The following is a 20487-nucleotide window of genomic DNA, read 5'->3' as shown; positions in this document are numbered from 1 at the left end:
ATTTAAATTCATGAATAATCTTCGACTTAATCCGCATCATAACCCAAATTTGGCGCTAACCAGCGCTCCACTTCACTCACATCCATGCCTTTACGTACCGCGTAATCCTCTACCTGATCGTGCTGGATTTGCGCGACGGCGAAGTATTTGCTGTCGGGGTGGCTGAAGTACCAGCCGGATACCGACGCGCCCGGCCACATGGCATAGGATTCGGTTAACTTCATGCCGGTATGCTTTTCCACATCCAACAGTTGCCAGATTTGCACTTTCTCCGTGTGATCTGGGCAAGCCGGATAGCCCGGCGCGGGGCGAATCCCCTGATAGTTTTCTCGAATCAGCAGCTCATTACTGAGGTTCTCATTCGGCGCATAGCCCCAGTAGACCTTACGCACGCGCTCATGCAGGTATTCCGCAAAGGCTTCTGCCAGACGGTCAGAGATCGCCTTCACCATGATCTTGTTGTAATCATCATGCTGAGCTTCCCATTGATCGGCCAACGTATCTTCTTCCAGACCGCCAGTTACCGCAAAGGCACCGAGATAATCTGGCTTACCGCTGGACTTCGGCGCCACGAAGTCGGACAGGCAATAGTTCGGGAAGTCAGTTTTCTCCGTCTGCTGGCGCAGATGGTGGCTGACTGACAGCACCGTTTCACGCCGTTCATCAGAATAAATCACGACGTCATCCCCAACGCGGTTCGCCGGGAATAAGCCCACCACGCCACGGGGGTTCAGCGCACCGCGCGCGGACAAGTCATCCAACATCGCGTTGGCATCAGCAAACAGGCGCTTCGCCTCTTCACCTACCACCTCATCTTCCAGAATGCGGGGATATTTCCCCGCCAGCGACCAGGTCATAAAGAACGGTGTCCAGTCGATGTAGTTGCGCAGCGTTTCAATGCTGGCCGTCACTTCCTGAACGCCCAAACGATGCGCCACCGGCGGCGTATAGTTTTCCCAATCCAGATCCGAGGCGTTAGCGCGTGCAGCCTCTAATGTCACAGGCGGCGTTCTCGGTTTTTTACGCGCGTGCTGAATACGCACTGTTTCATACTCTTTACGGGTACGCGCAACGAAGTCGTCATACTGCGCACTGGACAGCAGAGCCGACACCACGCCAACAGAGCGTGAGGCATTCTGTACGTAGACCGTCGGGCCGCTATAGTTTTGTTCAATCTTCACAGCGGTATGCGCTTTAGACGTCGTCGCGCCGCCAATCAGCAGCGGCAGCGTGAAGCCCTGACGCTCCATCTCTTTCGCCACGTTGACCATTTCATCCAGCGATGGCGTAATCAGCCCGGACAACCCGATAATATCGACGTTCTCTTCACGCGCGGTCTTCAGGATCTTATCCGTCGGCACCATCACGCCCAGATCGATAATTTCGTAGTTATTACATTGCAGCACCACGCCGACGATATTCTTACCGATGTCGTGAACATCGCCTTTGACCGTGGCCAGCAGAATCTTCCCGGCTGACGTCCCTTTGGCCTTGCTGGCTTCAATATAGGGTTCGAGATAGGCCACCGCCTGCTTCATCACGCGGGCAGATTTCACCACCTGCGGCAAAAACATTTTCCCCGCGCCAAACAGATCGCCGACCACGTTCATGCCATCCATCAGCGGACCTTCAATCACCTCTATCGGCCGTGCAGCCTGCTGGCGCGCTTCTTCCGTATCCAGCTCGATAAACTCAGTAATGCCTTTCACCAGCGAATATTCCAGACGCTTCTTCACATCCCAGCCGCGCCATTCCGCCTGCGTTTTACTGCCTTCCTCTTCCGTTTTGCTGCCGCGGTATTTTTCTGCCAGTTCAAGCATGCGTTCGGTGGCATCGCTGCGACGATTAAGGATCACATCCTCCACCGCATCGCGCAGTTCCGCAGGGAGATCGTCATAGATCGCCAACTGCCCGGCATTCACGATCCCCATGTCCATGCCGTTGCGGATCGCGTGATAAAGGAAGACGGCGTGGATCGCTTCACGCACCAGATCGTTGCCGCGGAATGAGAAGGAAACGTTAGACACGCCACCGGAGATCATCGCATGGGGCAACTGCGCCTTGATGTCTGCACAGGCTTCAATGAAATCCACCGCGTAGTTGTTGTGTTCATCGATCCCCGTTGCTACGGCGAAAATGTTCGGGTCGAAGATGATATCTTCCGGTGGAAAACCGACGTCTTCCGTCAGGATGCGGTACGCCCGGCTACAAATCTCAATTTTACGCGCGCGGGTATCCGCCTGGCCGACTTCATCAAAAGCCATGACCACCACGGCCGCGCCATAGCGCCGTACCAATTTGGCATGGTGAACAAAGGCTTCAACGCCTTCCTTCATGGAGATCGAGTTAACAATCCCTTTGCCCTGAATGCATTTAAGCCCTTTCTCAACCACATCCCATTTTGAGGAATCGATCATGATCGGCACGCGGGCAATATCCGGTTCGCCGGCAATGAGGTTCAGGAAACGGACCATCGCCGCTTCCGCATCCAGCATGCCTTCATCCATGTTGATATCGATGATCTGCGCGCCGCTTTCCACCTGCTGGCGGGCAACATCCAGCGCTTCGTTGTATTTTTCTTCTTTGATCAGACGTTTAAAACGTGCAGAGCCGGTGACGTTCGTCCGCTCCCCAACGTTAACAAACAGCGTGTTGGCATCGATAGTCAGCGGTTCCAGACCGGATAAACGGCAAGCCACTGGGATCTCCGGCAGCTTACGTGGCGGAACGCCTTCCACCACTTTCGCCATCGCGGCAATGTGTGCAGGTGTCGAACCACAGCAACCGCCCACGATATTCAGGAAGCCGGATCGCGCCCATTCTCCGATATGTTTCGCCATATCAGCCGGATCCAGATCGTATTCCCCAAAGGCGTTGGGCAGCCCCGCATTCGGGTGCGCACTCACATAGCATTCTGAAATACGCGATAGCTCAGCGACATACTGACGCAGCTCATCCGGCCCCAGCGCACAGTTCAGGCCGAAGGAAAGCGGTCGGGAATGGCGTAAGGAGTTGTAAAACGCTTCTGTTGTCTGGCCGGATAGCGTACGCCCTGACGCATCCGTGATCGTGCCGGAAATCATAACCGGCAGTACGATCCCTAATGCCTCAAATTCACTTTCGACGGCGAAACTTGCCGCTTTAGCATTCAAGGTATCGAAAATGGTTTCGATCATAATCAGATCGACACCGCCTGCGATCAGTGCCCGTGTCGATTCACGATATGCATCCACCAGTTGATCAAAACTCACGTTACGAAACGCCGGATCGTTAACATCGGGGGAGATCGACGCGGTGCGGTTCGTCGGGCCGAGCACACCAGCAACATAACGCGGTTTATCCGGCGTTAATGCCGTCCATTTATCCGCACTGGCACGTGCGAGCTGTGCGGCGACAGTATTCATTTCCGCCGACAGCGCTTCCATATCATAGTCCGCCATCGCAATGGTGGTGGCGTTGAAGGTGTTGGTTTCGAGGATATCGGCACCGGCTTCCAGATAGGCGTCATGGATTTCGCTAATCACCTGTGGCCTGGTGAGCACCAGCAGATCGTTATTTCCCTTCACATCGCTCGGCCAGTCAGCAAAGCGCTCGCCGCGATAATCTGCTTCCTGTAGGCGATAACCCTGGATCATGGTGCCCATACCACCATCCAGCACCATAATGCGTTGCGCCAACTGACGCCGTAATTCATCTACCCGATTACTCACGCGAACCCCATTCCCGGCCAATAAATACGATATATATTGCGTCTATCCTAGCATAAGTCGTAAAGGCACTAATGCGGTGCAGCATGAGACTTTTTCAGATCATTTGCCGATAAAAACCCAGAGAAAGAAGAGTTGCATTCTGCGGCAAAAAAACGAAAATCAATTCCATTACCATAAAAAGGAATCGACGCCATGACGCCACCAGAGCCAGCCAAACGTGGGAAAAAACCCCGATCCAGCACGGGCGCTACCGCACAGCCGACCGGGCAGGTTCAGTCGCTGACCCGTGGCCTGACGCTGCTGGAGTATATCGCCAGAGCAAACGGCAGCGTGGCGCTAACCGATCTCGCTCAACAGGCCGGTTTACCGAATTCCACGACCCATCGCCTACTCACGACTATGCAGCAGCAGGGCTTTGTGCGTCAGGTTGGCGATCTGGGATTGTGGACGATTGGCTCACACGCCTTTATCGTCGGCAGCAGCTTTCTGCAAAGCCGCAACCTGCTGGCGATTGTGCATCCGATAGTACGCAAGCTGATGGAAGACTCGGGCGAAACCGTCAATCTGGCCGTTCTTGATAAGACCGACAGCCAGGCGATCATCATCGATCAGGTGCAGTGTACGGCACTGATGCGTATGTCTGCACCGATCGGCGGTAAGCTGCCGATGCATGCTTCTGGTGCCGGGAAAGCCTTTCTGGCGCATTTGCCCGATGCACAGGTCACGCAATTGCTGCATAAGAAAGGGCTGCACGGCTACACGCCACACACCTTTAGTTCGCCGCAAGCCCTGAAGGAAAACCTGTCGCTGATTCGCAAGCAAGGCTACTCCTTCGATGACGAAGAGCACGCGCTGGGGTTACGCTGTATCGCAGCCTGTATTTTGGATGAACATCATGAAGCTTTCGCCGCCATTTCCATCTCCGGCCCCGTATCTCGCATCACGGACGACCGCGTCACGGAACTCGGCGCACTGGTGATCAAAGCCGCCAAGCAGGTCATGCAGGAATATAGCGGGTTATAAGCAAGATGTATCACTCGTAATAAGCTACCTGTTATAACGGACTTCACTATTATCCGGCGTAAAAATTATGCAGCGGTAGGCTTGGCTGCCGAGTGGGCGGCATGAACGCTGATGGTACCGCGTAGCGGCATAATTTAGCCGGAAGCCTGGGTTCACAGGGCGATAGCGTTTGAATGGCCCTGTGTCGGGCGTGTGCTACGAGAATGAGATGAACGCATCCCAACTATTTAAGAGCGGCGAAAGGTTCGGCTGGTAGGTGTGGATCCTCACAGACTTCCGGCATCATAGTAGCATGAAGATGATGATATTCTGGCGCACGACACTGTCTCCGCGCCTGCATAAAAATATGACGAAGAGACAGACTAAGCGTAGCGAACTTACTCGAACAGGCTGCGGTGCAGCGTCTGTACCACGCGTTCGGCGTCGTCGCCAGGAACCAGGAAGCATAGGTTGTTGCTGCTGGCACCGTAGCAGATCAGGCGAATGCGGAAAGGTTCCAGTACGCCAAACACTTCTTTCCCGACGCCACAGGCTTGAGACAGCTTGTTGCCGATCAGCGCGACCAGTGACAGATTCTCTTCAACCTCGACCCGACACAGCGATGACAGCTCGGTCAGCAGAGCGCTGGACAGCAGGCTGTCGCCCGTTGAGGTGGAGCCGGTTGTGTCGAGCGTCAGCGCAACGTTGACTTCTGACGTAGTGATCAGGTCAACGGAGATGTTGTGACGCGCCAGAATACTGAACACTTCGGCCAGGAAGCCGCGTGCGTGCAGCATGTTCAGGCTATACAGCGTGAGCAGCGTTTGTTTACGACGTAGCGCCAGCGCACGGAATAGCGGCGGGTTTTCGGTTTTATTGCACACCAGCGTACCGCCAGCGGCTGGATCTTTGCTGGAGCCGACGAACACCGGAATATCGCTACGCACCGCAGGCAGCAGCGTGGCCGGGTGCAGGACTTTCGCGCCAAATGTTGCCATTTCGGCCGCTTCTTCAAACATAATTTGGTCGATGCGTTTTGCCGTCGGCACCACGCGAGGATCGGTGGTGTAGATGCCGGGAACATCGGTCCAGATATCAATTCGGCTGACGTTGAGGGCTTCGCCCAGCAGCGCTGCGGTATAATCGCTACCGCCGCGACCCAGCGTGGTCGTACGGCCTTTCGCTTCACTACCGATGAAGCCCTGTGTGATCACCAGACCTTGCTCAAGACGCGGCTGCAACTGGCTGCGCGTCAGTTCGCCCAGCACGTCGCAGTCCGGCTGCGCACGGCCAAAGTTATCGTCGGTACGCATGATTTTGCGCACATCGAACCACTCTGCCACCACATCGCGCTGGCGCAGGATTTCGACAAACAGCAGGGTGGACATCAGTTCACCGTGGCTGACCAGTTCATCGGTCAGCGCGTTGGACGTCGCGAGCGCCGCCGCTTCAGACAGGGTAGTGACGCTGTCCAACATGCGGTCAATCTCATCGCGAATGACGCTTTGATTGGTGAGCTTGTCGATGATGGCATATTGGATCTGGCGGATTTTCGCCAGATTCTCTGCGCGCGCTTCCGGTGCTAAACCTTCTGCGAGTGCGACCAGTAAATTGGTGATACCCGCCGATGCCGACAGCACCACAACGCGTACATTGGGATTCGATAACACCACATCGGCGCTGCGATTCATGGCGTCAAAGTCCGCCACGCTGGTGCCGCCAAATTTGGCGATAACGGTAGAATTCGCGTTTGCGGAGACTTCAGTTGCAGACATGTCAAAAAACCTCGTGTCAGGGGTAGGCTGTTTTCAGTAAACAGCATTCCATTAATCAACCTTGGCACAGGGGGAGAGCAGAAGTAGGGGGCAGGCGTAGAAAATGACTACGATACACCCAGAAGCGCTCCACCTTGCTGAACGTCCATCAGGACGAATCCGGTGACAACCCAGAGGATTCAGCCTCTGTAGTCGATAGGGTGAAAGCCGTATTTCACCGCATCTCGGCGTCGCTCCCCCTCGGATATCATCAGTGGATTACGGTTCCTCCGATATCTTACCTGGGCGACGCGCCTCTTCTGGCTTGCACACCGAGTGCGCAAGTACGGTGTTACAAATAACGGGTTATGCGGTTTCTGTCAATAAACAATCTGTCAGTAAACGACACGCTGTCAGTAAACCACAAGGCATGAAGCGCTTTTAGCAAGAAAAGGGATCTCAATCGGGATTTTAAGGGATACAATCGATTCAGTCACTTTGAACTCATGCTTAGAGAGAAAGTCGCATTATGAAAAATATCAATCCAAGCCAAACTGCCGCCTGGCAGGCATTACAAACCCATTTTGACGCGATGAAAGCGGTGCAAATCAGCGAGCTGTTTGCACAGGATAGCGATCGTTTTGCGCATTTTTCCGCCACGTTCGACGATCAGATGCTGGTGGATTACTCCAAAAACCGCATTACAGCGGAAACGATGGAAAAACTGCACGCACTGGCGCGGGAAACCGACCTGTCTGCGGCGATTCAGTCCATGTTTGCCGGCGAGAAAATCAACCGCACGGAAGACCGCGCCGTTCTGCACGTTGCCCTGCGCAACCGCAGCAACACGCCGATTCTGGTGGATGGCAAAGATGTGATGCCGGAAGTCAACGCGGTGCTGGCGAAGATGAAAGATTTCAGCGAACGCGTGATCGGCGGTGAGTGGAAAGGCTATACCGGAAAAACCATCACCGACGTGGTTAACATCGGTATCGGCGGTTCCGATCTGGGGCCGTTCATGGTAACCGAGGCGCTGAAGCCGTATAAAAACCACCTCAACATGCACTTTGTCTCTAACGTTGACGGCACGCATATTGCTGAAACGTTGAAGCCGCTGAACCCGGAAACCACGCTGTTCCTCGTGGCGTCTAAAACCTTTACCACGCAGGAAACCATGACCAACGCGCACAGCGCTCGCGACTGGTTCCTGAACACGGCGCAGGACGAAAAACACGTTGCCAAACACTTTGCCGCGCTGTCTACCAACGCGAAAGCTGTTGGCGAATTTGGCATCGATACCAACAACATGTTTGAGTTCTGGGACTGGGTGGGCGGACGCTACTCCCTGTGGTCGGCGATTGGGCTGTCGATCATTCTTTCTCTGGGCTTTGAGAACTTTGAAAAACTGCTCAGCGGCGCGCACGCAATGGATAAGCACTTTGCTTCCACGCCCGCGGAGGAAAACCTGCCCGTGCTGCTGGCGCTGATCGGCATTTGGTACAACAATTTCTTCGGTGCTGAAACCGAAGCGATTCTGCCGTATGACCAATACATGCATCGTTTCGCGGCCTATTTCCAACAGGGAAATATGGAATCCAACGGAAAATATGTCGATCGCAACGGCAATCCGGTGGATTACCAGACCGGGCCGATTATTTGGGGTGAACCGGGTACGAACGGCCAGCATGCGTTCTACCAACTGATCCATCAGGGCACCAAGCTGGTTCCGTGTGATTTCATTGCGCCAGCGATTAGCCATAACCCATTGAGCGATCACCACAGCAAGCTGCTGTCGAACTTCTTTGCGCAGACGGAAGCGCTGGCGTTCGGTAAGAGCCGTGACGTGGTGGAAGCGGAATTTGCGGCGGCAGGCAAAAGTGCCAAAGACGTGGAACACGTGGCGCCGTTTAAAGTCTTTGAAGGCAACCGTCCAACCAACTCCATCCTGCTGCGCGAAATCACCCCGTACAGCCTGGGTGCACTGATTGCGCTGTATGAACATAAGATCTTTACTCAGGGCGCGATCCTGAACATCTTCACGTTCGATCAGTGGGGCGTGGAGCTAGGTAAACAACTGGCAAACCGTATTCTGCCAGAGCTGGAAAATGACAGTCAGATCGACAGCCATGATAGCTCCACTAACGGGCTGATCAACCGCTTCAAAGCGTGGCGTAACTAATCGGGCCTTTTCAATCGCAAGGAGGAAGACATGCAGGTTCGTATTTTGTTGGGACTATCAGCGGCAGTGTTGCTGGCGGGGTGCAGTAGTACCAGTCAAGTCAGCGCCGCTGGTCAGGCAGTGACGTTCACGGATACCAAGCCAGGAAGCGAATGTCAGCTGTTGGGGCAGGCCAGCGGTAGCCAGTCTAACTGGCTGGCAGGCAACCATAGCGACGGCAGCTCTATGCGCGGTGCGGCAAACGATCTGCGCAATAAAGCGGCGGCGATGGGGGGCAATACGGTCTATGGTGCAACCAGTCCGAGTGAGACCTTCTGGTCAAGCTTTGCGCCGCTGGACAGCAAAATGAACGGCAGCGTCTACAAATGTCCTTAAGCTAAAGAAAAAACCGGTGAGAGTGACATGTTGCTCTCACCGCTTTTCCTAACGTATTTCTCAACCGACTATCCCAGTGTCGTCCTGATGCTGCTTCATTCCTAAATCCAGCGGCGTTTTGCTGGCTTCCCCACCGATTTCCCGCGCCAGACGCGGCACCAGATAGCCGGATACCTGTTTCATGAGCGCTTTGACCAAGACGCGCGCCTCGTTGTCATCCACCAGAAAATGCGCGGCACCCTGAACCTTGTCCAGCACATGCAGGTAATAAGGCAGAATGCCCGCGTCAAATAAGGCATTGCTGAGCTGGGCGAGCGTTTCTGCGCTGTCATTCACCCCACGTAGCAGCACGCTTTGGTTGAGCAGCGTCACGCCAGCGCGATGCAAACGCGCCATACTTTGTGTTAAATCAGGATCAATTTCCTGCGGATGATTAATATGCGTCACCAGCAACACCTGAAGCGAACTGCGGGACAGGCGATCGCACAGCGCGTCGGTGATGCGGGCAGGGATCACCACCGGCAAACGGCTGTGAATGCGCAGGCGTTTCAGATGCGGGATATGTTCCAGTTCGGTAATCAGCCAGTCCAGCTCGTGGTCTTTGGCCATCAGCGGGTCGCCGCCGGAAAAAATGATTTCATCCAGTTCGGGATGCTGACGGATATAATCCAGTGCCTGACGCCAGTTGGCCTTATTGCCCTGATTATCCTGATACGGGAAATGGCGGCGGAAGCAGTAACGGCAGTTCACCGCGCAGCCGCCTTTCACCAGCAATAATGCGCGGTTGTGATATTTGTGCAGCAACCCCGGCACGACGCTGTGTTGCTCATCAAGTGGATCGTGGGTGAAGCCTGGCGTGGCAATAAACTCCTCACGCGCGGTCAATACCTGTCGCAGCAACGGGTCGTCAGGATTGCCTTTTTGCATCCGTGCAGCGAATGCACGTGGTACTCGCAGAGCAAAAAGCCTGCGTGCATCGTTACCTTGTCGGAGTTTAGCGTGATCGTTCAGTGCCAAAAGTTGCAGTAATTCATCAGGATCGGTAATTACGTCTGCAAGTTGCTGCAACCAATCTTCTCTGGAAGGTATATTTAGGGTTACAATGTGTGCCATTTTTTTGGCTTCGTACCAGTATTAAATTGTAGAGGGCCTTTATGGCGACTTATTCTAGCAACGATTTTCGTTCCGGTCTTAAAATCATGTTCGAAGGCGAGCCGTATGCCATCGAATCCAGTGAATTTGTGAAACCGGGTAAAGGCCAGGCTTTTGCTCGTGTAAAAATGCGTCGCCTGTTGACGGGCTCTCGCGTTGAAAAAACCTTCAAATCTACCGATTCTGCAGAAGGCGCAGATGTTGTAGATACCAACATGAACTACCTGTACAACGATGGTGAGTTCTACCACTTCATGCACCCTGAGACGTTTGAACAGCATCAGGTTGAAGAGAAGACCGTTGGTGATTCTGCAAAATGGCTGCAGGACAACGCTGAATGTATCGTTACCCTGTGGGATGGTCGTCCTATCGCTGTTCAGCCGCCGAACTTCATCGAAGCTGAAATCACCGATACCGATCCAGGCCTGAAAGGCGATACCGCAGGTACTGGTGGTAAGCCAGCAACGCTGAGCACCGGCGCGGTCGTTAAAGTGCCATTGTTCGTACAGATCGGCGAAGTGGTCAGAGTTGACACGCGTTCTGGTGAGTACGTTTCACGCGTTAAGTAATGTATCTGAAAAGGCTGCCTTCTGTGAGGGCGGCCTTTTTGCTCCCGTAGCCTCACTGAAATCACCCTCTTATTTTTTCTCCTCGTCCGAAAAAATCCCCACAAGAATTAAAATTGGCTACGCTTAAAAAGCAGTCACTTTCGTACCGTTGAAATCCTACTCTCATAAAGAAGGAACCGAGTATGTTGAAGAAAGCTTTTGTTGCCATTTTCTCTCTGGTTATTCTCTCTGCGGTGGTTGGGTGTAATACCACCCGAGGGGTTGGACAAGATGTTGAGGCGGGTGGGAAGGCTATTCAGCGCAGCGCCCAATGATCTAACCTAGGAAATAAGTCGTAATAACTTTTCCGAGTGGAAGAAAATACCGTTTATGGTGTTTTCTTCCCTGCGGCGAGATAATGTGAAAGTGGATCACTCGGAGAAGTAATAATGTCGCCTATTTTCATTACTGTCGGCATGCTGACATTGAGTAATATATTTATGACGTTCGCCTGGTACGGGCATTTACGCTATTTCAGCGGCCGTACCTGGATAATTGCCGCGTTGGTCAGTTGGGGGATTGCGTTATTCGAATACCTCTTGCAGGTGCCGGCCAATCGGATTGGCTATCAGGTTGCTTCCGCCGGTCAATTGAAGATATTGCAGGAAGTGATCAGCCTTTCCGTATTTATCCCTTTCTCAATGATCATTTTAAAAGAGCCGTTCCGCACCGATTATATTTGGGCGGGGCTGTGCCTGCTGGGCGCGGTTTTCTTTATGTTCCGCGATAAGATTATGGGATAACACATACCCGTCATACTTCAAGCTGCTTGTGCGTTGTTCAAAACCATAACGTTTTGTCACGCAACTCGAATTATTTAGGGTATAGCCGTTTCATCTCTGTGTTGTGCTCAATATGCCACGATCACTGATTGACCCAGATGAGCGCCTCTGTCGGGAAGCCGTAGCGTTTGGCCGTGGCGACCAGTTTGTCGCGTGTCGCGGCATCCAGCGTTGGCGTGCGTGAGAGTATCCACAGATAGTCACGGTTCGGCCCGCAAATCAGGGCATAGCGGTAATCGTCATCCAGCTCAATAATGTTGTAACCGCCATAAAATGGCCCGAAGAACGACACTTTTAGCGCGCCACGCTGAGGCGAACCGGTGAAATAGGCTTTCCCGGTGCTTTCTTTCCATTCCTGTTTTTCGACGTTAAAGCCACGGTTGATCACCTTGATGCCGCCATCATCTCGTGGGCTGTAGGTTGCTGTCACGCGTTCGAGATGGCGTTCAAAGCGATGGTCGAGACGAGCGATCTCGTACCATGTGCCGAGGTAGCGATTGACGTTAAAATTTTCCACGACGGTGACGTTATCGGGCGGCGTTACGCTACAGGCGACAGAGAAGAGCGCCACCAGCGCGGCAATGCAGGCTTTTCCGCAGCGTCTGATGGTTAAGAAAAGCGTGTTAAAGCGAATAGCGTTAAAGTGCATCATATTGACGTCTCATCGTTTTCATCTCTGTTCCAGTGTAGACGATGGACATGGTCAGGTGGGGAAATAAAACGGCCTGCGACGATGTCGTGCAGGCCGTGAGATACTACAAATTTACGGTGTGAGCTTTACAGCGTGACGACGCCGATGACGGTCACCACGGTCAGGATTGCCGCCAGACCGTAGAACACCCATTTTCCGGCAGGAACGTGGATTTTCAGGTCATGCATCGCATGGTGGATACGGTGTAAGCCACACCAGAGCGGCAGCACAATCATCAGCAGTAAAAAGACGCGGCCGATAAAGCTCTGGCTGAACGCGGCGATGCGTTCATAGGTTAGCGCATCCGGGAACAGCCCCAGAGGCAGCATCACGCCGACCAGCAGGATAATCACCGGGGCGAAGAACGCGCTCCACATCCCACCGGCGCCGAACAGGCCCCAGAAAGGCGGTTCGTCAGAACGTTTTGGCGTTGGGTTAATCACGTTATTTCTCCTGTTCAGAATAGTAAGGCGATCGCCAGAACGGCTACGGTTACCACCACGGTGACAGCCCACAGCCCTTTAATGAGTGGCTCTGGCCCCATTTTTTCATCTTTAACGATGATGATGCTGGCCTTCGGTGCCAGTTCAAACCAGGTTTTGGTGTGCAGCACGGCGGCCAGTAGTGCAACGATGTTAATCAGCAGCACCAGTGGGTTTTGCAGGAAGCTGACGAAGTGTGCCCAGCCTTCCGGCCCGTTCTTCAGTGCGAAGACGCCGCACATCAGTACGATGCTGAACCAGACGGCGGGGACAGCCGTCCCCTCACGCAGCATATAAAAGCGGTAGAACCCCAGTTTTTTCCACCAGGTCGGCGACATATCGCGAACATACGCTTTACGTTTAGATGTCATCATTGTCCCTCCCTTATTGTGGTTTCAGCATGGCGATCATGAAGTCTTTCGCGCTCTCGACCTTGCCTTGCTGGATAGCAGCGGCTGGGTCGACATGCTTCGGACACACTTCTGAGCAGTAGCCCACAAACGTACAGCTCCACACGCCGTTATTACCGTTCAACTGCGGCATACGCTCTTTCTTACCGCGATCGCGGTTGTCCAGGTTATAACGGTGCGCCAGCGTAATCGCCGCCGGGCCGATGAACTCAGGGTTCAGGCCAAACTGCGGGCATGCCGCATAGCACAAACCACAGTTAATACAGCCGGAGAACTGGTGATACTTCGCCATTTGCGCCGGAGTCTGCTTGTTCGGGCCATCAGCTGGTTTACGATCGTTGCCGATGATATACGGCTTGATGGCTTCCAGACTCTCGATGAAGTGGGTCATATCGACCACTAAATCGCGCTCGATGGGGAAGTTGCCCAGCGCTTCGACCTTCAGACCGTTCGTGTAGTCACGCAGGAACGTTTTACAGGCCAATTTAGGGACGTTGTTTACCATCATGCCGCAGGAGCCACAGATCGCCATACGGCAGGACCAGCGATAGGAGAGGTCCGGTGCCAGGTTATCTTTGATATAACCCAACGCATCCAGCAGGGAAGTCTGCGTGTTGTACGGGACATCGAACGTTTCAAAATAGGGTTCATTGTCCTGTTCAGGGTTATAGCGCATGACTTCCATTTTCAGGGTTTTGATCGTCTCAGCCATTCGCCTGCTCCTTCTTGCTGCCTTCCTGCGCATCACCTTCTGCACCGTATACGCGTTTGGCCGGTGGAAGTTTGGTAATCTTCACATCGCTGTACTCCAGACGTGGTGCGCCTTCCGGGTTATAGAACGCCAGCGTATGCTTCAGGAAGTTAACGTCATCACGCTCGGTGCAACCTTCATCCAGACGCTGGTGCGCGCCGCGAGACTCTTTACGGTTGATCGCCGAGTGCGCCATACATTCCGCGACATCCAGGCTGTGACCCAGCTCAACGGTGTACAGCAGGTCGGTGTTGAACACGCTGGAGCGGTCGGTGATTTTCACGCGTTTGAAGCGCTCTTTCAGCTCAGCAATCTTATCGACGGTTTTCTGCATCAGATCGGTGGTGCGGTAAATACCACAGCCTTCTTCCATCGACATGCCCATTTCGTCGCGGATTTTCGCCCAGCTTTCGGTGCCTTCTTGATTCATCAGGTCGTGCAGGCGCTGTTCGATGTCACGCGTTTGTGCATCCAGCGCCGCACCGTTGGCGGGTGCTGCCGCCTGTGCGCGCTGTACGGCATGTTCACCCGCAACGCGCCCGAAGACCACCAGTTCGGCCAGTGAGTTGGAACCCAGACGGTTCGCGCCGTGCAAGCCAACAGAGGAACATTCGCCGACGGCGAAGAGACCCTTGATACGGGTTTCGCAGTGTTGATCGGTTTCAATACCGCCCATGGTGTAGTGCGCAGTAGGACGAATAGGAATCGGCTCTTTCACCGGATCGACGCCGACATAGGCTTTTGCCAATTCGCAGATGAACGGCAAGCGTTCCAGAAGCTTCTTCTCGCCGAGGTGGCGCAAGTCGAGGTAAACCACGTCGCCCAACGGGGTTGAGACGGTGCGGCCTGCGCGCCATTCGTGCCAGAACGCCTGCGAGACTTTATCGCGTGGCCCCAGCTCCATGTATTTGTTTTTCGGCTGGCCGAGCGGTGTTTCCGGGCCCATGCCGTAGTCTTGCAGGTAACGGTAGCCGTCTTTGTTGACCATGATGCCGCCTTCGCCGCGACAGCCTTCAGTCATCAGGATACCGGAACCGGGCAAACCCGTCGGGTGATACTGAACGAATTCCATATCACGCAGCGGGACACCGTGGCGGAACGCCATGCCCATGCCGTCGCCGGTGACGATGCCACCGTTGGTGTTGTAACGGTACACGCGACCTGCGCCGCCTGTTGCCAGTACCACGGCATTCGCGCGGATCTGAACCAGCGAACCTTCCATCATATTGATGGCAACAAGACCGCGCGCCTGGCCGTCATCGACCAGAACGTCGAGGACAAAGTGCTCGTCAAAACGTTGAATTTGCGGATATTTAAGGGACGTTTGGAACAGCGTATGCAGCATGTGGAAGCCGGTCTTATCGGCGGCAAACCAGGTGCGTTCGATCTTCATTCCGCCAAAGCGGCGAACGTTGACAGAACCATCCGGTTTACGGCTCCAGGGGCAGCCCCACTGTTCCAGTTGAATCATCTCTTCCGGGCAGTGTTTGACGAAGTGCTCAACTACGTCTTGTTCACACAGCCAATCGCCACCGGAGACGGTGTCGTTGAAGTGATAATCGAAACTATCGTGTTCCTGAGTCACTGCTGCTGACCCACCTTCTGCCGCCACGGTATGGCTACGCATTGGGTAGACTTTTGAGATCAGCGCAATTTTCAGTTGAGGGTTGGCTTCTGCGGCAGCAATTGCCGCTCGTAGGCCAGCACCTCCGGCCCCGATAATGGCCAAATCGGCATTAAAGGTTTGCAATGCATTCCTCCAGTTACTTAAGTTAATTAAGTTAAAATAAAAAAATAATATCTATTCATTTCTGTCTTTATATCCGAGCTTAATATCAAACCCGCTGAAAATTATGTGATAGAGGTATAAAGAATAGATAAACCTATAATTTTTGTGTGGGAATAATTATACCGAATTATAGGTAGATGAAATTTGATGTGATCCCGTATTTTGTCGTTTTTTCAGCGAGTCTCGTATTTATTGATAAAAACGTGATCGAAAGACTTATTTAGGTGGAAATGGTGCTTTTATTTCTTTAATAACCCTTTTGAAGGGGATATAAGAAAATGATCCACTGGAGATAATTTACGGCTGCTATCCTGAGCGCACCCTCTTAAAGGGTAGAGCATACCTTGCTGAAAAGCGCGTCAGGCCTTTTTTCCGCTGGAAATTTGGGCTGAGGCGGGTAGACTGCACCCCCTGTTTGACTTTGGAGTAAGAACCATGAGCGAGACGACAAGTTGGCAACCTAGTGCTTCTGTCGCTAATTTGTTGAAACGAGCGTCGATCATTGCCGCTATCCGGCGCTTCTTCACCGATCGTGGTGTACTGGAGGTCGAAACGCCTGCGATGAGCCAGGCTACGGTAACGGATATTTTCTTATACCCGTTCCAGACCCGTTTCGTTGGCCCCGGTGCTGCGGATGGTATGACGATGTACTTGATGACCAGCCCGGAATACCACATGAAACGTCTGCTGGCGGCTGGCAGCGGACCGATCTTTCAACTGGGCCGCAGCTTCCGCAATGAAGAGTCAGGCCGACACCACAACCCTGAATTCACCATGCTGGAATGGTATCGCCCTCACTATGATATGTACCGCCTGATGAATGAGGTTGATGACCTGTTGCAGCAGGTACTGGATTGTGAAAGTGCAGAGATGCTCTCGTATCAGCAGGCATTTCTACGCCATCTGGAAATCGACCCGTTGTCTGTCGACAAAGCGCAGCTGCGCGAAGCGGCAGAAAAAATCGGATTGGGTGATATCGCCTGCCGTGAAGACGATCGCGATTCGCTGGTGCAGATGCTGTTTACTTTTGGCGTTGAGCCGCACATCGGGCGCGACAAACCGGCGTTTGTCTACCATTTCCCAGCTACACAGGCTTCGCTGGCTGAGATCAGCTCGGAAGATCATCGCGTTGCCGAACGTTTTGAGGTCTATTTCAAGGGGATTGAGCTGGCGAACGGCTTCCGTGAATTGACCGATGCCGATGAGCAACGTCAGCGTTTTGAGCAGGATAACCGTAAGCGTGCCGCGCGGGATTTGCCACAGCAGCCGATTGATGAAAATCTGCTGGCGGCGTTGAAACACGGCTTGCCGGAGTGTGCTGGTGTAGCGTTAGGCGTGGATCGTTTGATCATGCTGGCGCTGAATGCCGAAAAGCTGAGTGACGTGATGGCGTTCTCTGTAGAACGCGCGTAACCATCTGATCCAGGGCGGAGCCATATCTGGCTGCCGCCCATTTGCCCTTCTTATAAGCTGCCCGGTGTTCGCTGCCGTGGCGTCAGCGTTCTTCCACTGCGCGACAGATTGTCCATTCTCACCTGGAACGGTGGGAAAGGGAGATCCAGATTGTGCTTGCGATAGTTTTCCAGAATCAACTGATGCAACTCATGGCGCAGCGGCATACGGTGCCCCATTTCGGCGGCGAACACGCGCAGCTCGAAAATTTGAATCCCCTGTTGCAGGTCAACCAGAAAGGCTTCTGGCTCTGGCGTATCCAGAATCAACGAACAGCGCTTCACCGCGTCCATAAGCAGTTCCGTGACTTCCTGGCTGTTTGCGTCCGCCGGGGCAGGCACCGTCAGCACGACACGTGTGACGGAATCCGACAGCGACCAGTTGATAAACTGCTCGGTAATAAATGCCTTGTTTGGCACGATGATTTCTTTGCGGTCCCAGTCGGAAATGGTGGTGGCGCGGGTATTAATACGCATGACGCTACCGGTGAGATCGCGGATCGTAACGGTATCGCCGATACGGATCGGTTTCTCAAACAGGATGATCAGGCCGGAGATAAAGTTGGCGAAGATCTCCTGCAAGCCGAACCCGAGTCCCACACCCAGTGCGGCCACCAGCCATTGCAGCTTCGACCATTCGATCCCGATCAGCGAGAACCCCATCAGACAGCCGATCAGCATCAAAATATATTTGCTGATGGTGGTAATGGCATAGCCGCTGCCCGGCGACAGATCCAGGTGCTGTAGGATCGCCAGTTCCAGCAGCGCAGGCAGGTTACGCACCAGTTGTGCGGTAATAATAAAGATCAGAATGGCGATCAGCACCGATCCCAGCGTAATCGCCTGAACGCTCTCCACGCCTTTGACCGTGCTGGAAACATCCCACAGGCTGATATTTTCCAGGAAGGCGAAGGCTGAATGAATTTCCGACCACAGCGCGATAACGGAAACCAGCGCGATCAGCGTCAGAATGGATCGCACCAGTTGCAGGGATTTGGCGCTGATGGCGTCCAGATCGACGACAGGCTCTTCCACCGCTTCCGAACTGCTTTCATGGGACGACGCAGACGGCGCGTCTTCTTCACCTTTGGCACGCTGCGCCAGAATTTCCGAACGTCGCTGTTTGGCGCGGTCGAAGGCGATGCGACGCCGCTGAATCAACATCCAACGGCGAATAATGTGGTAAACCACCAACAGGAAGAACCAGATAGAGACGGAGGTTTCCAGGCGTGCCAGCAGCGCCTGCGCGGTTGCCAGATAGCCGATGCAGGAAGCTAAGGCTGCAATGAGCGGCATGGCGATCAGGAGGTTCCACATCGCACGGTTAACGGAGTTTTCCCCAGAACCTTCTTTATCCAGATACAGCGGGATACCGGCGCGTTTTAACCCGGTCGTGACCAGACTCAACGCCATACAGAGCAGGATGAAACAGAGCCGCCCCAGCGTGCTGGAAAACTCGCGATCGTTGAGCTTATCGAACGTAATCAGCGCCATAATCAGCGGCACGATAAAGGCGATGGAAAGGCGATAGTAGCGCATCGCTCTGGCGACGCGTTCCGGCGACCAGCGAAAGTGGACAATAAACAGCCCCTGCGGGTGCGCGAATGAGGCGCTGATCATCACCAGCCACATCAACGGCACGGTGGCGGTCACGCTGTCGCCGATGGCAACGGCAATCGGATAAGGCCAGGCGTTTTGCAGCCCGTAGCCCAGCGCGGCCCAGAGCACCGGCAGCGGCAGGGCAGTAAGGATGGACCAGAACACGGTACGCAGTGTCAGCATAAAGTGATCGAGCGTGACTTTACCGACGCGACTGCTGGCGCGCTCCATAAACGCATGATAGTGGCGACGGGAGCTGATACTGAAGCCCACCAGCAGCAGCGCGCCCAGCAGCGGCAGCACGGTTTCCTGACTGGTGACCATCATCACCAGCGCGCTACCCAACTGCGTCAGCGTATCCAGAGACAGCAGACGCGTCAGATCCTGCACCAGTTTCAGCGGATAGGCGAACGTTACGGGCTCGACATCCGCAACCCAGAATAGATCGCGATGGGCCGCTTCCCGTGTTTCGGTCAACGCATCCGCCAGTTGGTTATTGGCGACTTTGAGTTTGGTCAGTTCCAGTATCTGTGAGTCACAGCCGGAGATCAGTGAAGTCAGCAGGTCGCGCTGGGTACGCATCTGGTCGGTCAGAATACGCTGCTGTGCGCTGGTCAGCGGATCGCCGTTGTCCTGTTTGGCGTTATCAAGATCCTGCGGTTTGTTGATCAGGTCTTCAAAGTGCAGCCGTTGTACGCGCAACTGCGCCATGTCACTATCCAGCAACTGAGGTTTGGGCATTTCCGGCAGACGCGCTATTTGCGCCCGTAGCGTTTCTCCCAATATCGGTGAGACGCCGAGCCACTGTGCCTGTTCGCGGATGGTACTTAGCGCCTGACGAACCTGAATGGTGTGCGTGGCAGCCTGACGCTGTTGAGAAGCGATCAGGTCCATCCGCTGCGCCTGTTGGTTCAGCGCGACGGAGAGCTCACGATTAACCTGTAGCTGTTTGCTGATGACGTTGGGTAAATCGCCGCTTTGTTCCGCGAGAAGCTCTGTGCGCTCTAATGCCTGTTCGGCTTCGCGCTGGCGTAGGTTATTGAGCCTGCTGCGTAAATCCTGTTGCAGCAGATCCAGCCTGTCGTGGCGTTTTTTATACAGCTCGACGCGTAGCCGGGACAGCTCCTGACGATTGCTGGCTGACAGTTGCGCCAGCTCCAGTTCGTCCACCCGGCTTTTACGCAGCGCGGATTCGGCCTGAAGCGCGACGAGCTGCGCTTGCCCCAGCGGCGTGGCGGGCGTACCGAGAGACTGAATACGGCGTTCCGCATCGCTTTGCATGCGACTGGCTTCGGTTTGCTGCTGCGGAAGCTGGCTCAGTGAATCACTGATTTCACGCAGCCGATCTTGCTCCTGTTGGAGCTGGCGGGCCTGTTCCAGCAGTTGGCTGCTCGTTTGCAACAGCTGCTGTTCAAGATCGTTGCTGGAGAGTCCTTCTGGAATTGACGAGGGTTTGCCGTCTTCGGCATTAAGCTGACGACGCAGTTCCTGAACCAGCTTGGGGAAATCATCAATAACGCGCTGATACTGTGTGGCGCGTTCCAGCGCCTCTTTGCGATCCTGTAGGGTGTTCAGTGCAGCCTGATATTCTTCAACGACTTTTGCCTGATCGGCTGCACCTTTGTTGGCCTCCGCCTGCTGTAGCTGCTGGCGGAGTTGCGCCTCATTGGGCGCAGTGGCAGCCAACGTGGCAGTTGATAATAAACATCCCAGAAGAAAAGTCAGAATCAGACGCACGTTAGCTACCCTTTA

At 54.2% G+C, this 20487-nt stretch carries 16 protein-coding genes and 1 riboswitch; of the genes, 7 read left to right on the top strand and 9 right to left on the bottom strand.

Annotation, left to right across the window (positions count from 1 at the left end; translation table 11 throughout):
- Positions 1 to 26: 26 nt before the first annotated feature.
- Positions 27 to 3710, bottom strand: coding sequence for a methionine synthase (metH, locus tag O1Q74_RS17650; RefSeq protein ID WP_271874859.1), 3684 nt, complete (start codon positions 3708 to 3710; stop codon positions 27 to 29).
- A 192-nt stretch (positions 3711 to 3902) separates the two neighbouring features.
- On the opposite strand from metH, the gene iclR reads away from it, so the two are divergent.
- Complete coding sequence (gene iclR, locus O1Q74_RS17645) at positions 3903 to 4733, top strand: glyoxylate bypass operon transcriptional repressor IclR (protein WP_271874858.1); 831 nt, start codon at positions 3903 to 3905, stop codon at positions 4731 to 4733.
- A 377-nt stretch (positions 4734 to 5110) separates the two neighbouring features.
- Here iclR and lysC read toward each other — a convergent pair whose 3' ends face one another.
- Entirely contained in the window at positions 5111 to 6487 is a 1377-nt protein-coding gene (gene lysC / locus O1Q74_RS17640) for a lysine-sensitive aspartokinase 3 (protein ID WP_263058142.1), read from the bottom strand.
- Between the two features lie 114 nt (positions 6488 to 6601).
- A riboswitch (Lysine riboswitch) is annotated at positions 6602 to 6794 on the bottom strand.
- Positions 6795 to 6995: 201 nt separating this feature from the next.
- Here lysC and pgi point away from each other — a divergent pair.
- Positions 6996 to 8645, top strand: coding sequence for a glucose-6-phosphate isomerase (gene pgi, locus O1Q74_RS17635; protein WP_271874857.1), 1650 nt, complete (start codon positions 6996 to 6998; stop codon positions 8643 to 8645).
- 30 nt (positions 8646 to 8675) lie between these two features.
- Positions 8676 to 9020 carry a DUF4156 domain-containing protein gene (locus tag O1Q74_RS17630; RefSeq protein ID WP_225085962.1) on the top strand — a complete coding sequence of 115 codons (345 nt, stop codon included), beginning with the start codon at positions 8676 to 8678 and terminating at the stop codon, positions 9018 to 9020.
- 60 nt (positions 9021 to 9080) lie between these two features.
- Here O1Q74_RS17630 and epmB read toward each other — a convergent pair whose 3' ends face one another.
- Positions 9081 to 10133, bottom strand: a complete 1053-nt coding sequence (gene epmB / locus O1Q74_RS17625) for an EF-P beta-lysylation protein EpmB (protein ID WP_271874856.1) — start codon at positions 10131 to 10133, stop codon at positions 9081 to 9083.
- 41 nt (positions 10134 to 10174) lie between these two features.
- Here epmB and efp point away from each other — a divergent pair, with 41 nt between their 5' ends.
- The 3 genes from efp (at position 10175) to O1Q74_RS17610 (ending at position 11523) form a co-directional block, all read left to right on the top strand.
- The gene (gene efp, locus O1Q74_RS17620; protein WP_180742814.1) at positions 10175 to 10741 is read left to right on the top strand and encodes an elongation factor P; all 567 of its coding nucleotides are present in this window, start codon (positions 10175 to 10177) and stop codon (positions 10739 to 10741) included.
- Positions 10742 to 10923: 182 nt separating this feature from the next.
- A complete protein-coding gene (locus O1Q74_RS17615; RefSeq protein WP_005972977.1) occupies positions 10924 to 11055 on the top strand; it encodes an entericidin A/B family lipoprotein in 132 nt (43 codons plus the stop codon).
- Between the two features lie 114 nt (positions 11056 to 11169).
- Entirely contained in the window at positions 11170 to 11523 is a 354-nt protein-coding gene (locus O1Q74_RS17610) for a DMT family protein (RefSeq protein WP_015841889.1), read from the top strand.
- A gap of 121 nt (positions 11524 to 11644) precedes the next feature.
- Here the strand turns inward: O1Q74_RS17610 and O1Q74_RS17605 are convergent, their stop codons facing one another.
- From O1Q74_RS17605 to frdA, 5 genes are all read right to left on the bottom strand, one after another.
- Positions 11645 to 12214, bottom strand: coding sequence for a lipocalin family protein (locus O1Q74_RS17605; RefSeq protein ID WP_271874855.1), 570 nt, complete (start codon positions 12212 to 12214; stop codon positions 11645 to 11647).
- Positions 12215 to 12339: 125 nt separating this feature from the next.
- Positions 12340 to 12696, bottom strand: a complete 357-nt coding sequence (gene frdD, locus O1Q74_RS17600) for a fumarate reductase subunit FrdD (RefSeq protein WP_005972985.1) — start codon at positions 12694 to 12696, stop codon at positions 12340 to 12342.
- Between the two features lie 14 nt (positions 12697 to 12710).
- A complete protein-coding gene (gene frdC / locus O1Q74_RS17595; RefSeq protein ID WP_182101166.1) occupies positions 12711 to 13106 on the bottom strand; it encodes a fumarate reductase subunit FrdC in 396 nt (131 codons plus the stop codon).
- Between the two features lie 13 nt (positions 13107 to 13119).
- A complete protein-coding gene (locus O1Q74_RS17590; RefSeq protein ID WP_271874854.1) occupies positions 13120 to 13857 on the bottom strand; it encodes a succinate dehydrogenase/fumarate reductase iron-sulfur subunit in 738 nt (245 codons plus the stop codon).
- Complete coding sequence (gene frdA / locus O1Q74_RS17585) at positions 13850 to 15646, bottom strand: fumarate reductase (quinol) flavoprotein subunit (RefSeq protein ID WP_271874853.1); 1797 nt, start codon at positions 15644 to 15646, stop codon at positions 13850 to 13852. The genes O1Q74_RS17590 and frdA overlap by 8 nt, the downstream gene beginning before the upstream one ends.
- A gap of 474 nt (positions 15647 to 16120) precedes the next feature.
- On the opposite strand from frdA, the gene epmA reads away from it, so the two are divergent.
- Entirely contained in the window at positions 16121 to 17098 is a 978-nt protein-coding gene (epmA, locus tag O1Q74_RS17580) for an elongation factor P--(R)-beta-lysine ligase (RefSeq protein WP_271874852.1), read from the top strand.
- 50 nt (positions 17099 to 17148) lie between these two features.
- On the opposite strand, the gene mscM is transcribed toward epmA, so the two are convergent.
- Positions 17149 to 20472 (bottom strand): miniconductance mechanosensitive channel MscM, encoded by a 3324-nt coding sequence (gene mscM, locus O1Q74_RS17575; RefSeq protein ID WP_271874851.1) that lies wholly within the window; start codon positions 20470 to 20472, stop codon positions 17149 to 17151.
- Positions 20473 to 20487: the final 15 nt, after the last annotated feature.

This window comes from Pectobacterium sp. A5351 (genome assembly GCF_028335745.1).
Taxonomy (GTDB): Bacteria; Pseudomonadota; Gammaproteobacteria; order Enterobacterales; family Enterobacteriaceae; genus Pectobacterium.
This window is presented reverse-complemented; position numbering and strand designations above follow the sequence as displayed.

Excerpts from the sequence above, each read along its gene's own strand:
- iclR (WP_271874858.1), top strand. The coding sequence starts at position 3,903 with ATGACGCCACCAGAGCCAGCCAAACGTGGGAAAAAACCCCGATCCAGC.
- lysC (WP_263058142.1), bottom strand. The coding sequence starts at position 6,487 with ATGTCTGCAACTGAAGTCTCCGCAAACGCGAATTCTACCGTTATCGCC.
- pgi (WP_271874857.1), top strand. The coding sequence starts at position 6,996 with ATGAAAAATATCAATCCAAGCCAAACTGCCGCCTGGCAGGCATTACAA.
- O1Q74_RS17630 (WP_225085962.1), top strand. The coding sequence starts at position 8,676 with ATGCAGGTTCGTATTTTGTTGGGACTATCAGCGGCAGTGTTGCTGGCG.
- epmB (WP_271874856.1), bottom strand. The coding sequence starts at position 10,133 with ATGGCACACATTGTAACCCTAAATATACCTTCCAGAGAAGATTGGTTG.
- efp (WP_180742814.1), top strand. The coding sequence starts at position 10,175 with ATGGCGACTTATTCTAGCAACGATTTTCGTTCCGGTCTTAAAATCATG.
- O1Q74_RS17615 (WP_005972977.1), top strand. The coding sequence starts at position 10,924 with ATGTTGAAGAAAGCTTTTGTTGCCATTTTCTCTCTGGTTATTCTCTCT.
- O1Q74_RS17610 (WP_015841889.1), top strand. The coding sequence starts at position 11,170 with ATGTCGCCTATTTTCATTACTGTCGGCATGCTGACATTGAGTAATATA.
- O1Q74_RS17605 (WP_271874855.1), bottom strand. The coding sequence starts at position 12,214 with ATGATGCACTTTAACGCTATTCGCTTTAACACGCTTTTCTTAACCATC.
- frdC (WP_182101166.1), bottom strand. The coding sequence starts at position 13,106 with ATGACATCTAAACGTAAAGCGTATGTTCGCGATATGTCGCCGACCTGG.
- O1Q74_RS17590 (WP_271874854.1), bottom strand. The coding sequence starts at position 13,857 with ATGGCTGAGACGATCAAAACCCTGAAAATGGAAGTCATGCGCTATAAC.
- epmA (WP_271874852.1), top strand. The coding sequence starts at position 16,121 with ATGAGCGAGACGACAAGTTGGCAACCTAGTGCTTCTGTCGCTAATTTG.